At 43.9% G+C, this 15,582-nt stretch carries 10 protein-coding genes; 9 read left to right on the plus strand and 1 reads right to left on the minus strand.

Annotated features, from left to right (window positions below; all coding sequences use genetic code 11):
- Positions 1-5 precede the first annotated feature (5 nt).
- The 8 genes from J4N22_RS15665 to J4N22_RS15700 all read left to right on the plus strand — a co-directional run bounded on the left by J4N22_RS15665 (position 6) and on the right by J4N22_RS15700 (position 13,613).
- Complete coding sequence (locus J4N22_RS15665) at positions 6-4,181, plus strand: FtsW/RodA/SpoVE family cell cycle protein (protein WP_207496138.1); 4,176 nt, start codon at positions 6-8, stop codon at positions 4,179-4,181.
- A gap of 75 nt (positions 4,182-4,256) precedes the next feature.
- Positions 4,257-5,048, plus strand: coding sequence for an FHA domain-containing protein (locus J4N22_RS15670; protein ID WP_207496140.1), 792 nt, complete (start codon positions 4,257-4,259; stop codon positions 5,046-5,048).
- A gap of 118 nt (positions 5,049-5,166) precedes the next feature.
- Entirely contained in the window at positions 5,167-6,861 is a 1,695-nt protein-coding gene (locus J4N22_RS15675; protein WP_207496142.1) for a serine/threonine protein kinase, read from the plus strand.
- A gap of 140 nt (positions 6,862-7,001) precedes the next feature.
- Positions 7,002-8,936: a serine/threonine-protein kinase gene (locus J4N22_RS15680; protein ID WP_207496144.1), complete on the plus strand. Its 1,935-nt coding sequence runs from the start codon at positions 7,002-7,004 to the stop codon at positions 8,934-8,936.
- A gap of 74 nt (positions 8,937-9,010) precedes the next feature.
- Positions 9,011-9,292, plus strand: coding sequence for an HNH endonuclease (locus tag J4N22_RS15685; protein WP_207496151.1), 282 nt, complete (start codon positions 9,011-9,013; stop codon positions 9,290-9,292).
- 243 nt (positions 9,293-9,535) lie between these two features.
- Positions 9,536-10,675 carry a tRNA guanosine(34) transglycosylase Tgt gene (gene tgt, locus J4N22_RS15690; RefSeq protein ID WP_207496153.1) on the plus strand — a complete coding sequence of 380 codons (1,140 nt, stop codon included), beginning with the start codon at positions 9,536-9,538 and terminating at the stop codon, positions 10,673-10,675.
- A 379-nt stretch (positions 10,676-11,054) separates the two neighbouring features.
- Positions 11,055-12,143 (plus strand): LptF/LptG family permease, encoded by a 1,089-nt coding sequence (locus J4N22_RS15695; protein ID WP_207496155.1) that lies wholly within the window; start codon positions 11,055-11,057, stop codon positions 12,141-12,143.
- A 147-nt stretch (positions 12,144-12,290) separates the two neighbouring features.
- A complete protein-coding gene (locus J4N22_RS15700) occupies positions 12,291-13,613 on the plus strand; it encodes a citrate (Si)-synthase, eukaryotic (protein WP_207496157.1) in 1,323 nt (440 codons plus the stop codon).
- Positions 13,614-13,723: 110 nt separating this feature from the next.
- Here J4N22_RS15700 and J4N22_RS15705 read toward each other — a convergent pair whose 3' ends face one another.
- Complete coding sequence (locus J4N22_RS15705) at positions 13,724-14,821, minus strand: anhydro-N-acetylmuramic acid kinase (RefSeq protein ID WP_207496159.1); 1,098 nt, start codon at positions 14,819-14,821, stop codon at positions 13,724-13,726.
- 84 nt (positions 14,822-14,905) lie between these two features.
- On the opposite strand from J4N22_RS15705, the gene upp reads away from it, so the two are divergent.
- Positions 14,906-15,556, plus strand: a complete 651-nt coding sequence (upp, locus tag J4N22_RS15710) for a uracil phosphoribosyltransferase (RefSeq protein WP_207496161.1) — start codon at positions 14,906-14,908, stop codon at positions 15,554-15,556.
- The last annotated feature ends 26 nt before the right edge of the window (positions 15,557-15,582 follow it).

The following is a 15,582-nucleotide window of genomic DNA, read 5'->3' on the forward strand; positions in this document are numbered from 1 at the left end:
CAAGGATGTCGCAGTTTAGAAATCGTTTTTCAGCCCGCAATACAGAGCGGTTGTTTTTGCTACTCACCAGCGTAGTGTTGGGTTTAATGTTTTACCAGTTGTTCACTGTATTGCAGCGTGATTTTGCCGATGTAGGGAAACGCCTTGCCAATGGCACCATGATGAACCTGAACGATGAAAAGCCAGGTGAGAAAATGCAGGTGCTGTTAGAGAAAGGTTTCTATTTCCAGGATAAACAAGACATTGACCTGATAGCATCTATGGTGAAGAAAGGTGATGCAGCAGAGGACTTAGAAATAGATAATGTAGGAGAGCTGAATAAGAATAAATATGATATAAACGTATCAGAAGCATTTACAAAAGGCGGTCAATCTTTTAAGAAGAGGGTAGAGGTGGAGCGCATACTGCTCGGCTTCTCCGACCAGGACTCTACACTCTTTGACCGCGAGGTACAGAAAGGGATACAAGTGAATTCCGCTACCAGTGTAGGTATGGGCAACCGCACCATCAGTGGTAGAATAATCAATAAACAGGAAGTTCCTGCAGCAGGTGTATTGGTAAGGCTGCAGCTGATACTGCCGCAAGACAGCATTTATAGCGAGGACGTAACAGAAGTAGACAGGGAACAAACGGTAACAGCAGGTGGTGTTCGACGCAGTTATGTTTTGGATAGTGCCGGAAACAGGCAACTGCAGGGCGTAATAGCTTATGCACGTACGGATGGTTCAGGGAATTTTTCTTTTACAGGATTGCAAGCTGATAGAGGTTATAATGTTTTACCACTTCAGCCAGGTTTTGAGTTTGGCCGTTCAAAAGGTGTAGCATCACTCAACAATGATGTGAACTTTGCATTTGTACAGGCTCCTCATACCATGAAGCTTTTTTCCACGCGTGATTTCAACAACCTGAAAAGAGAAGGTGCTTTGATAGTAAGAACACCAGGTGAAGTGATGCGCTGGTTTTGGATAATAGTTGGAGTATTCTTTGGCTGCTTCTTTTTATTGCACATCATACTAAGCATCAGGTTTCCGCAGGCTGACCAGTTGCTGTTGCCTGTACTGATGATTTTGATAGGGCTTTCTTTCATCACTTTGCTTAGCCTGCAAGACCCGCTTCGCGATCGCTTCCTGGCTAAGAACACGCTCTATTATTTCGGAGGAGGTATAGCCGGCATCATACTAATGCTGCTCTTCAACCTGCGCCAGTTTACCACCGATTCGCTTTTCTACCGTGCATTTGTTTTCAAGGGCAACAGGAGGGCCGCCAATGGCTGGCCATGGATATTTGCAGCTTTAGGCTTACTGGTGCTAACGGTGTTCTTCGGTACAGGTCCTGAAGGAAGTGGAGTAAAAGTAAACTTGTTTGGTTTTCAGCCCAGCGAGATCGTGAAGTTCCTCGTGTTGTTTTTCCTGGCTGGTTATTTTGCTACCAACGAACAATTCATCTCTACCTACTCATCGTGGCGTAAACGTTCTTCATTTTTTGCTTTTGCTGTTGCGGCTATACTGGCAGCTATATTTTTATTCCTGATTATTGGTGACTTGGGGCCGGCAATGGTAGTCTGCTTTACATTCATAATTCTCTTCTCTTTTTCCCGTGGCGATTTTGTTCCAATGGCTGCGGCAGTTGTGTTATACATCGTCTGTCTCTGGATCATCGAAAATGTTTGGATAGCAACAGGTGTAGCAATAGGAGTTATGCTGCTATACATGCTGGTGAAGAAAAAGCAGTTGAGCGAATCTGCTGTTATGGCTATGGTAGTAATGGCAGGTTTCATGCTGCTCGATAAAGTTCCTTACCTGGAAGAACTCATTCCTGGCCCTATGCAAAGGCTGGTAGACAGGAAAGCAATATGGCAGGATGCGTGGGATAATGAAGTGTTTGGTGGTGATCACGTTGCCAATAGTATCTGGGCAATGGCCACAGGTGGTATCACAGGCCAGGGTGCCGGCGAAGGTTTTGCGAAATCCATCCCGGAAGCTCATACTGATATGATACTGCCTGCTATGGGCGAAGAATTCGGATGGGCTGGTATCATCTGCATTTTCATCATCTTTTTAATTTACCTGCACCGGTCAATAGTGATTGGCAGGCACTCCGGGCGGCCATTTCTTTTTTACCTCTGTGCAGGCATAGGCATAGCAACCTTTGTTCAATTTTTACTGATAGCAGGAGGGTCAACAGGTGCGCTGCCTTTATCGGGTGTGGCGCTTCCATTTATGAGTTATGGCGGGTCGTCGCTGGTGATGAATATGCTGGCTGCAGGTTTCCTGCTTTCAGCGTCTAATATAGAGGGCTCACCTGCACAAATGAAATTCATTACACAGCAGCAGGATAGGAACCTGCTTCCTGCATTGGTAGCTGCATGTGTAGGGATTGTTCTGCTGAGTGTAAACGTATCGCGTTACCTTTTCAACAACCAGAAGTGGGTGGTGCAACCTTCATTGGTAGCAGATAGAACAGGAACCAGGATGTTTAGCTACAACCCGCGCATCAGCATCCTGATGAACAAATTGCAGGCAGGCAACCTGCTTGACAGGGATGGTAGAATACTTGCAACCAGTAATGCTGAAACCATCAACCAACAACTGGACAGCCTGGTAACGCTGGGTGTACGAAGAGAAGATATTGATGCACTTGCCTATAAACGTCAAAGCAGGTATTACCCATTTGCAGAGCAAATGTTCTTCTGGACAGGCGATGCCAATACAGGTATTTTCAACGGTAGCTCCAATGGCTACTATGCTGAATATGCGCATGCTGCGGAACTACGTGGATTTCCTACACCTACTACCAAGTTCCAGGTAAGTGCCAACAGGTATAGAGAAGATCGCTTCCTGCCACAAACATCTACAGAAATGACTGTGGTGAAACGCGATTATAGTGCGCTTGCTCACTTGCTGCTGGCCGGTATCAACAGCCAGCAGGTAGAAGCATTTAAACAAAAAAATCGTGATGTACATCTTACGCTTGATGCAGCCCTGCAGGTAGAAATTAACCAGGCACTGGCAGCTGATGATAGTGTAAAGGTGAAACGTGCATCTGTAGTGATAATGGATGGCTCTAATGGTGATGTTCTTGCTTCATCTATGTATCCATTGCCACAGATAAATGATTGGGAACGGATGATGCTTTCAACCGTAGAACAAAACAGGCTGCAGGAATGGATCAGTAACAGCGATATCGGCTTCACACATGCTACCCAGCCGGGTTCTACTGCTAAAGTGCTTACTGCTTTGGCGGCTTTCAACAAAGTAGGTGACGATGCTGCAAGAAGAACTATACAGGTACGCCCGGCAGATCTTATTCGTGTAGCAGGACCCGAACCTGATGAGGCTGGAAACATCAGCATTGAGCGCGGCCTGGTACGATCTAATAACTCGTTCTTTATTCGCCTGGCAAATGAGTGGCAGTTGCAGGAGGAGATGGGTAACCTTTACCTGCAAACCGGTATGTTCCTGCGTGGTGTGGGAGGATATTATTATGAATTCAACCAGGATAATATAGCGCAGCAGGATAGGTGGCGCGACCTGTGGCGCAGAACAGAATTTGCTACTGTACAGCGTTACAATCCTAACAATATAAAACCTACACGCGGCCGTGGTGTTTCAGGCATGTCGTGGGGCCAGGGTGAATTGATAGCAACACCTGCTTCTGTAGCGCGTCTTGCCGCAGGTATATCCAACAATGGAACGATGATGCACAACAGGTACCTGTACAAGGTAAGTGGAGCTGAAACACCCGTTCGTGAAGGTGTTGCCATTGCTAAATCGCCTTCGTATGCTGGTTTCCTGAAAGATTATATGATAAAGCAAAGTGCAGGAAAAGTGCACCGTACACAAATAGCTGTAGCCGGTAAAACGGGTACACCTGAGCGTGTGTTCAAAGGCCGCAGGATCAAAGATGGGTGGTATGTTTTCTTCGCTCCTAAAGCCAATGGCACCGGGCATATAGTAGCGTGTGTACGATTGGAAGACGCAAAAGGATCAAGCGAGGCGGTAAGGCTTGCAGGTCAGACGGTGATACCATTCCTGCTAAAGAGAGGTTATGTAAAAGGATTTGAAAATGCGGCTAAACCTGCAGCGGTTACTCAGGCGCAAGTGCCAGTTAATAATGGTAATGGTACACAACCTATGGTAGAAGCAGAACCAGCAGAGCCTGCTGTTGATACTGGCAGGTAGAAATTATTGGATGAAGGTTTTCAACCTCTTCCTTTTTAAAGATTTACAATTGAAGAAAATAAAATAAAAGCCCTAATGTTCGATTTTTTTAAAGCAGGAAAACCCACTGATGTAAAAGGTATTCGTAGCGCGATACTCCAGTTCGTAAAAGAACAACTGCAAAAAGCTGAAGGTGGTGAGGGTAAGAATATAAAAGGACTGTGCTTGTACATTAACTGTAGCACCGAAGAAAAGCATTTGTACGAATCAGCAGTATATGCCGATGAGGATAATCGTTTTAAAGAAGACGAGGTACAAAGGATAGCAGATGACTATGCAATTGCGCTTCCTGCTGATTGGACGATGGAAATTATTTTTGAAGAAACGCTGCCACAAGAGGCTACCAAAATTCCAACAGTAGATGCTGGATTGTTTGTTTCTACTAAAAGTAAGCGTGCAGTACATAAAGACTCGGAGGCTTATATACAAGTTCTAAATGGTGAAGCAGAGAAGCCGTATTACAAGCTTACTTCCAACATTGGAAAACTGAATATAGGCCGTGAGAAGAGTGTGCAGACAGCAGATGGATATTTCAGGAAAAATGATATCGCTTTTCCTACAGACAGCACTCATGAGAGCAACCGTAGCATTAGCCGCCAACATGCACACATAGAATACAATCCTGAAACAGGGGCATTTTATTTGTTTGCAGATGAAGGTGGGGTGCCACCACTCAACAAGGTAAAGGTGCGTAGCAACGATGGAAACCAGTTTAAGTTACAGACAATGGAGATAGGGCATAAACTACAGGAAGGCGACCAGGTGATAATAGGAGAGTCTGCTGTTATAGAGTTTACATATAATCCTCCTACAGGAGAAGAAGGTTAACTGGCAATTGAAAGCAGGTTTTAATTTTCTTAAACTAATCGTTCTTCTAACCGTCCTTGAACATTGATAATATCCAATAAAACGACTTATTGAATGATCATTTTTTACACTTATAGAAATGAGTAAAGTTTTTACCATAACAGATGGGTTGGAAAACCTTGGAGCCATGAAAACAGGCGGCCAGGGATCCGTGTACAAAGGAAAGAGAACTGGTGAAATTATTACTGCTATTAAATTACTGCCTACTCCCATCTTCAATCCTACTGATGATGACCGCAGTTACCGCGACTTTAAGAATGAAGTAGATAAGCTGAAGCGGGTAAATGAAGAACCACATCCAAACGTAGTTACCATACTTAGTTCAGGCGTTTCCGACACTGGCAATTTTCCATTCATAGAAATGGAATATATAGAAGGTCCTGACCTGGAAGAGTTGCTGAAGCCACCACACGACCCGCTATTCTGCATAAAGGATGTATGTAAAGTAGCAGAGCATCTTTCTAATGCATTGGCGCATTGCCACAAGTATGGTGTAAAACATGGCGACATAAAGAGCAACAATGTAAAGTTCAACATTAACACAGGAAATTTCGTGTTGCTCGATTTTGGTTTGTCTGTTATGTCTGATGAACAACGTCGGACAAGTCTTCGCAATGCAGGTGCAATAGAATTTATGGCGCCTGAGCAAAATGATGGAGAGATACTTTTCGCTACTGATGTATACAGCTTTGGTGTAATCATTTTTGAGCTACTGACAGGTCGTGTTCCTTTTCCGCTAAATGATAGAACAGAGTCGGCGCGTAATACCGTTCGACTATCACATATAGAAACTCCTGCACCTGACCTGGTAGAGTTGCGTACGCAAAACATACCAGCTGAGTGGCCGGAGGCGAAGAAAGAACGCGAACTACATATACCAGAATGGCTGGTGACGATGGTGTACAAATGTCTCGAAAAGAATCCAAAGGAACGTTTTGAAGATGGCGTGCTGCTACACGACTTTATAGTCCACGAACGCCATGCAAGCAAAACGGATGAAGTACTTGCATCGCAGCTGGTGGTAATGAAGAAAGTCAACAAGCAACTCACCGACGAAGTAAGCTCGCTAAAGCAAACAGTGGCGCGGTACGAAAAACAACTGGCAGCCCGCGAACATTCACATAGTGATGCAGCCATTATAGCTCCTGCTCGTGCCAGCGAAGCAACCTCCTATAGTTATGAGGGCAACAGCAGCCGCAGCGTATCACGCAGTACGTTTATGGTGGTATTGGTACTGGCTATAGCTTTTGCAGTCATTGCGGCTTATTCATTTTTTAGTAAAGGAAATGCAGACACCGTAGCTGCCAGCTATGCAGTAGGTAATGATTCGCTGGATAGTGTACAAGGTGGTGCGCCATTATTTTCAGAACAAACAGACGATGTGGAGAATAAACCTGTGGAGCAGCTAACGGAAGCAGATGCGGTCCAGGTTACAGAAAGAAAACCTGAAGAAACCAATGTAACGGTTGTTGATACTTCGCAAGCGCCCGTAGCTGATACCTCTAAAAAAGTAGAAAAGCCTGAGGAGCAAACTGCCAAAGATCAACAAGATAAACCAGCAGGACCAGGCACTCGCTATAGGGTTGCTGCCAAAGCATATTTTCACAGCAAAGCCGATGAAAGCAGCCGTACCAATGAATTTATAATTCCAGGAAATGTTATTGTAAGAGCTATAGAAGATAAAGGAGAATTTATATTGGTGAATTTTAAAGACGACCAGGGAGAGACCACAACAGGGTGGATACGAAAGAAAGACCTGGCAAGGGCAAATTAACAAGCCTCACATAGAACAATCAAGTAAATTGGCGCGTTGTAACCAGTTTGCTGTACTTACAGGTGATACCACTGCAATTGCATTGTTCAGAAGAATTAAATTCACCACTTCCAGCAAACGGTTCTTCTGAATAATTTATCATGAGTAGAGTTTTTACTATTACTGCAGGACTTGAAAACATGGGCGCCATGAAAACTGGTGGCCAGGGTTCGGTGTATAAAGGAAAAAGGATCGGTGAGATCATCACTGCCATCAAGTTATTGCCTACACCCATCCATAGTGAGAGCGATGCCGATAAAAATTTTATTGCATTTACCAACGAAGTAGAAAAGCTGAAAAAGGTAAATGAAAAGCCCAATCCTAATGTTGTAAAGATCCTTAGCTCAGGGATAACTGATACCGGCAATCTTCCATTTATAGAAATGGAGTACATAGAAGGCCCTGACCTGGAAGAACTGCTGCAGCCTCCGCACGAGCCTTTATTTACTATAAAAGAAGTAGTAAAAGTTGCCAATCATCTTTCTAATGCTTTGGCCCATTGTCATAAGATCGGCATTAAGCATGGTGACATTAAGAGCAACAACGTGAAATATAATATTCACACAGGCAATTACATGTTGCTGGATTTTGGTCTTGCTGTCATGAGTGATGAACAAAGAAGAACAAGTCTTCGTCATGCAGGTGCTATCGAGTTTATGGCTCCTGAGCAGGCAGAAGGAACAACGCTTTTTGAAACAGATGTTTACAGCTTTGGAGTCATCCTGTTCGAATTGCTGGCAGGCACTGTTCCTTTTCCATTAAAAGATAAGAGTGAAACATCGCGCAACCAGGTAATGGTGGCGCACTTAGAAACAGCTCCTCCTGATATGCTGCAGCTGCGTAAGCAGGCACTTCCGGCAGCGTGGAGCGATGAAAAGAAGGTGCAGGAAATGCAGGTGCCGGCATGGCTTGTAAATATGATCTATCGGTGCCTGGAGAAAAAGCCACAGCAGCGGTTTGAGAATGGCGATGTGCTTCATGATTTCATTTGGCATAACCTGGGAGGCTCTACCAGCCTGGCTGTTGTAGGTGCTAATGCAGATGCTTTGGCACAGGAAAACCGCCGTTTGCGCCATGAGAATGAACAGCTGCAACTTCAATTGAAAAAATTGCAGCAGGAAAAGGCTTCCACTGCAATCGTTTCCTCTGCTGCTGCACCCACTACTTTACAAGGTTCTGAGAATTCAGATTATTATACTGCATACCGCTCTAAAAAATCATCCTCCGGTACATGGCTGTTTGCGCTATTGGTGCTTGCAGGACTTGCAGTTGCCGTGTATTTTATCTTCTTTAAAGAAAAAGAATTGCCTTTGGCTGAAAGGACACCTGCTACAACAAGCAGTGGTAAGGCGCTGGTAGCAGAATATAAAGTGGTAGTTCCTCGTGCTTATTTTCACGATCAGCCAGATGAAACAACCCGTCGTAATGCATGGGCTATTCCTTCGGATTCTACCATCAAAGCTTTAGACGAACGAAATGGATTTATCTATACAGAGATCACCAACCATAGAAACCAGGTTTCCAAAGGTTGGCTGAGAAAGGAAGATCTGAAAACTGTCCAGGAGGCAGGTCGGACTACTTCGCCGCCGCCTGCCAATAATGCCAATACTACACCGGCGCTTAATGATGAAGACGTGAAGGCGCAACTGCGCACCGCACAGCAGCTCATCAATAGCAGCAAAGTGCAGGAGGCGCTTCCAATATATGAGAACCTGTTGCAGGAAAATGTACCAGAAGCCATGTATCACTACGCTGATCTTGCATTGCGCAACGAAAACAAAAGGATCGATTGTAAATCTGCTTTTGAACTGCTGCAGAAAGCTAGCAATGCAGGACATACAGTGGCTAAGCGCACTTTGGGTTTTCTATACGTTTTTGCTGAAGACCGTTACATACTTGAAGAAAACAATTACTATGCACGTTGTACTTTTTCAAAAAATCTTCCAAAAGGTTCTAAACTATTAGTAGAGGCTATGGTAGCAGGCGATTCGCTGGCTGCACGTTATGTGCGCGATCTGAATGCTGCCGAGCAATAATGATGACTGGCTGTTTTGGCTAATGGTATAGTTTTTACTTTTTTGTTTCCATTGTTATACCAGAATTGGGATAGATGAGATCAGCAGAGGAATGTCCATTGTGCAAAAGACCATTAGCAGAGCCAGCCAACAAGCACCACCTGATGCCGTTGAGCAAAGGCGGGAAGAACACGCCTACCATTCTTCTTCATAAAATCTGCCACGATAAGATCCATGCCGTTTTTGCTGAAATAGAACTGAAGCGCTATTACCACACAATCGATCGCCTGCTGGAACATGATGAGATAAAGAAGTTTGTACGCTGGCTGCAGAAAAAAGAACCAGGTTATTATGATAAAAGTGTAAAGCAGCGATAGGGAGATGGGAGTTGGAAGTCAAAATTCAAAATTCAAAAGTCAAAAAGTAAAAAGCAAAATCAAGGCAATAGGATCATGGGAAATGGCTTTGCTGTTCCTGAAATAGCGAAATGGAAATCTCTAAATCTCTACATTCCGAAATCCCAAATCCCAAAATCTACAATCCCAAATCTTACATGTCTGCTTCCTTTCCTCTGTTAATTTTCAGAAAGTAAAATTTCATTCTAATACTTTTGCCGGCTTATGGCGGCACTAACATTCGAGCTTCAAAAAACCAATGATAATTCTAAGGCAAGGGCTGGTGTGATAACAACAGATCATGGCCAGATTGAAACACCTATTTTCATGCCTGTGGGTACAGTGGGTAGTGTAAAAGCGGTTACCCAGCAGCAATTGAACACTGATATCAAAGCACAGATCATTCTTGGAAATACCTACCACCTTTACCTGCGCCCCGGACTGGAAGTGCTGGAAGCTGCCGGTGGTCTTCATAAGTTCAACGGGTGGAGCAAGCCCATTTTGACTGATAGTGGCGGCTACCAGGTATTTTCTTTAGCAGCCAGTAGAAAGATCACTGAAGAAGGTGTGATGTTCCAGTCGCACATAGATGGCAGCAGGCATATGTTCTCACCGGAAAGAGTAATGGATATAGAACGCACCATTGGTGCCGACATCATGATGGCTTTTGACGAATGCCCGCCCTATCCAAGCGACTACAAGTATGCAAAGAATAGTATGCACCTTACCCATCGCTGGCTCGACAGGTGCTTCACAAGGTTCAACTCTACTGAGGATAAATATGGCTATACGCAAAACCTTTTCCCAATAGTGCAGGGTGGAACATATAAGGACCTGCGGGTTGAATCGTGCCAATATATTGCCAGTAAAGATGCGGTGGGAAATGCCATTGGTGGACTAAGTGTGGGCGAGCCAATGGAGATGATGTACGAGTTCACCCAGCTCTGCTGCGAAGAGCTGCCGGAAAATAAGCCGCGCTACCTGATGGGTGTAGGTACTCCATGGAATATCCTGAATTGTATTCACCTGGGAGTAGACATGTTTGACTGCGTTATGCCAACCCGCAACGGCAGGAATGGTATGCTCTTCACCACGAAAGGCGTTATCAATATCCGTAATAAAAAATGGGCTTCTGATTTTTCTTTATTAGATGATGAACTGGATAATAATGCCAGTAACTATTATACGAAAGCATACCTGCGCCACCTCTTTGTATCAGATGAAATACTGGGCTTGCAACTAGCCAGCATACACAATCTTTCATTTTACCTATGGCTGGTAAAGCAGGCAAGAGAGCATATCTTGGCTGGCGATTTTGCTAGTTGGAAAGATGATATTTTACCTGTTTTGCAGACAAGATTATAGGCTGGAAGTGATTGCCGTGCGGGGTAAGGTTTCTCGCAGGAATAGTACGTTTTTATACTGCTACAGGATTAACTTGAAGGGAAGAAGATACATATTAGCTGAATGTGGAAAATCATCTCATAATCAGGATATTATACACTTTCAGTTGCTATTGCACCATCAACGTGACAGCCGGGTTATATTTACTGTATCACACCCCCTGATCTGGTCCTGTATCTATGATTTCCAATAACCCCCACGTCCATCCTCTATGGATGTTTAAGTTGCATAGAAAGAAGTAGTTAAGGCTACTTTTTTCTTTTTATGCCTGTTGCTATTAACAACTTGTTTCTGCTTCTGTGCGGGCTTACTGCTATCTTTGGCGCCTCCATCAGGCAGCATGAAAAAAATAGATTGGTACATTTTTAAGAACCTTCTCGTTACGTTCGTTTTTTCTATCCTGCTATTTACATTCATTACTGTAGTGGTTGATATCAGCGAAAAAGCTGATGATTTCGTCCGCTCCAAGCTGAGTGCAATGGAGATCATTCGCCAATACTATATTGGTTTTGTGCCGCACATCCTGGCTTTACTTTTTCCGCTGTTCGTTTTTATAGCAGTTATATATTTTACTAGTAAAATGGCTGGCCGCAGTGAAGTTGTAGCCATTTTAGCCAGCGGCACCAGTTTCAACCGTTACCTGCGCCCGTTCTTTTTAGCTGGTTGTTTGCTGGCTGTGGTGTTGTGGTTCGGCAACCGCACGTTCATTCCCATGGCCAATGATATACGCGTTAGTTTTCAGGCCAGGTATGTAGATATGAACTCGTCGTACAATAGCTTGTTTGGACAACGAACAGCTATTTACCTGCAGGTAGACCCGGTACGTTATGTAGGGATGAGCTACGACACCACGAGCAAGACAGGTGGCAATTTTTTCCTGCAGCATGTAAGAGGCAACAAGATTGACTACAACCTGCGTGCAGAGTCTATCAGTTGGGATACGGCAGCTAAAAAATGGCTATTGGAAAATGTGATTGAACGTAAGATTAAAGGCATTGAAGAAACAGTAACCATGATCCCCAGCATGCATGTCGATATTAATCTTACTCCCAAAGACCTGAAGCGCGATCAATATGTAAAAGACAAGTTGACCACACCGGAGCTTGACAGGTTTATAAAGCTGGAAGAAAAGCGTGGGGTAGAAGGATTGAACGCATTGATAGTAGAAAGGTATAGACGAGACGCCACACCTGCCGCTGTGATATTACTTACTCTAATTGGTGCCGTGGTTGCCAGTCGGAAGGTAAGAGGTGGAAGTGGATCTCATCTTGCGGTAGGATTTATTACCTGTGCGTTGTTTATACTGGCAGACAGGTTCTCTACCATCTTTTCTACAAAAGGAAATCTGCACCCAATGCTGGCGGCATGGACGCCAAATATTATCTTCTTTTTTGTTGCTGTCTGGTTTTACAGGAAAGCACCGAAGTAGTTGATCATCAATCAATCGTACTGCTTTTTTCACAATACTTTTGTTGCTCATACTAAGTTGTTTTACCTTAGCCATCCTACATCATTTCATCTACAGAAGAAATGATACTATTCATCCATTGTCATAAAACAAATAAAGTGTCTTGTCATGGGAATTATCAAAGACAGGTTTAAGGCCAAAGCTGAACAAGCTAACGTAGAGATCAAGGAAATACTAAAGGAACATGGAAGCAAGAAAATAGGTGAAGTAACACTTGCCCAGGTATACCAGGGAATGCGTGGTATTACCGGCCTTGTTACAGAAACAAGCCTCCTGGATGCCCAGGAAGGTATCCGTTTCCGTGGTTATTCTATTCCTGAATTGCAGGAAAAACTTCCAAAAGCTGAAGGCGGAAACGAGCCGCTGCCAGAAGGACTTTTTTACCTGATGCTGATCGGCGAATTGCCTACGCAGGCTGATGTGGAGCATATAACAGATGTATGGCAGCGTCGCAGCCACGTACCTAACCACGTATTTGCTACTATCGATGCATTGCCTTTAGATACGCATCCAATGACCATGTTTGTTGTGGGTATCATGGCACTGCAAACTGAAAGCAACTTTGCCCGTAGGTACAAAGAAGGTCTGAACAAAAAAGATTATTGGGATGCCACTTTCGACGACGCTATGGATCTTATAGCCAGACTACCAAGAATAGCAGCTTATATCTATCGTCGCAAGTACAAGAATAACCAACACATTCAGCCGGATGGTTTGCTGGATTGGAGCGGTAATCTTGCGCACATGATGGGTTATAAAGACGAGAGCTTCTTTGAATTGATGCGTTTGTACATGACCATCCATGCCGACCACGAAGGTGGAAACGTAAGTGCGCACACTACGCATCTTGTTGGCTCTGCGCTTAGCGATCCTTACCTGAGCTTTGCTGCTTCTATGAATGGTCTTGCAGGTCCACTACACGGACTGGCTAACCAGGAAGTGATAAAGTGGATATATGAAATGCGCGAAGAGCTGGGTACAGAAAGTCCTTCGAAAGAGCAGATAGAAGAGTATGTTCAAAAAACGATAACATCAGGAAAAGTTGTCCCTGGATATGGTCACGCAGTATTGCGTAAAACCGATCCACGTTTCACTGCACAAATGGAGTTTGGTAAGAAACACATGCCTGATGATCCGTTAGTGCAAACTGTTTGGAACATTTATGAAGCAGTTCCACCGATCCTTCAGTCGCTGGGTAAAATAAAAAATCCATGGCCGAATGTAGATGCACACAGCGGTGCACTATTGGTACACTATGGAATGGTAGAATACGAATTTTATACTGTTCTATTTGGTGTTAGCCGTGCCTTGGGTGTTCTTGCCAGCCTTTGCTGGGATAGAGCATTGGGTATGCCGCTTGAAAGACCTAAGAGTGTAACCACAGAGCTTGTAAAAGCGTGGTTAGAAGGTAAAGACGAGATCTGGGAATAATAGCATCTTACATAAATGAAAAAGCCGTGGCAATTGTCACGGCTTTTCTTTTATAAACTATAGAATAAGATCTTTTTTTTCAATTGAATTTCTTTCGCAAATTTTAATCCTTATGCTTCCTGGCCAATGTAAACAGCCCCACCAATGCTGCTGCGTCTTGCGCCGGTAACCGTGCTAAGTACATTGTATTCTTCGCGCCAGCGCAGTACAGCCACCAGCCCCATAACCAGGGCTTCTTTAAAATTCACCAGCTTTGCATCCGGTACTTCGGGAGTTACATTAAAAAGATCAATTGCTTGCTGAATGCGTTTGATGAGAAATTGATTAAAAGCGCCTCCGCCAGTAATCAGCATTTTTCCACGTTCCTGCAATGGGCGTTTTAGCAGGTTTTGAATGGCATATGAAACCTGCATGGCAATATGCTCAGTATATGTCCTTAATTTATCAGCAGTGGATCCTTCGAATGATTGGATAAGCGGGAAGACTGTATCCGTTCCAAAAGTATTAGAAAGAGATTTTGGAAACGAAGCAGCATAATAATCCAAAGCATTTAATTGTGTAAGCAATGGAGTGATGATACTTCCTGAAGCCGCTAGTGCACCATTCTCATCATACTCTTTTCCTTCCTGTTGCGCCAACATGTTTAAAACACGATTGGCTGCGCAAATATCAAAAGCTACATAATTATCACCAGTACGATGAGAGATGTTGGCTATGCCGCCAATATTCAGGCATAAGCTATATTCACTGAAAAGATATTTTTCACCAATTGGTACTATAGGTGCTCCCTGTCCGCCAAAAGCAACATCCATAGCACGAAGATCACTTACCACGTTAATCTCAGTAGTGGCAGCTATGGCAGCACCATCACCCAATTGTGCCGTAGTGCCTTGCGCTGGCGAATGAAAAGTAGTATGCCCATGCGATGCTATCAACTGTACCTGGTGATACAGGTTGTGCTTTTCTATAAATGCATTTACCTGCTCACCTATATATTTCCCATATGCTGAGTGCAGTAGCAAATAATCATATGCATTAAGAGAAGTGGCCCCTTCCAATTGTTGTTTCCACTCATCAGAGTAAGCAATACAATCAGCTGCTTTTATCTCGTAATTCCATGTTCCTCTTATTTCTTCAAATTCAATGAAAGCGATATCCAACCCATCAAGCGATGATCCGCTCATTAAACCTATCACTCTGTAGATCATAATTGTTCAAGTTTTATCGGCTACCAAAACATATTTGGCGTAATTTTCCCGCCGCAATCTACACTTAGAAATCTGTAAACAATTATGGTCATTAATTTAAGCCAAAACCACAGCCTTGTGAGTAATTGGGTGGGTGAGTTACGTAGTATAGAAGTTCAAACAGACAGGATGCGCTTTAGACGCAACCTGGAAAGGATTGCAGAGATAGCAGCCTATGAAATCAGCCAGGAGCTTGAATGGGAAGAAGCAGAGATACAAACGCCTCTTGGAACTGCCACTTGTAAAAAACTAAAGCATCAGCCTGTATTAGCTACTATATTACGTGCAGGTTTGCCTATGCACAATGGAATGCTGAATTATTTCGATCATGCAGACAACGCATTCATTTCTGCATACCGCAAGCATCACCGCGACGGAACATTTGAGATCAGTTTAGAATATATGAGCTGTCCGCCAATAGCAGGTCGTGTAGTTATCATCAGCGATCCTATGTTGGCTACCGGTGCTTCGTTGGTAAAGACGATCCAGTATATGAAGAATGAAGGTGCGCCTTCTCAAATTCATGTGGTTACTGCCATAGCATGTTCGGTAGGTATAGAATACGTACAGTTAGAACAGCCTGATGTAAAAATTTGGTGTGGAGAGATTGATGAAGAACTGACTGCAAAAGGTTATATTGTACCAGGTCTTGGTGATGCAGGCGACCTGGCATTTGGCAGCAAGATGCAGCAGTAAGCACCACATATTGATGTGAAATGCGC

The sequence above is a fragment of the Aridibaculum aurantiacum genome, from assembly GCF_017355875.1.
GTDB classification, from domain to species: domain Bacteria; phylum Bacteroidota; class Bacteroidia; order Chitinophagales; family Chitinophagaceae; genus Segetibacter; species Segetibacter aurantiacus.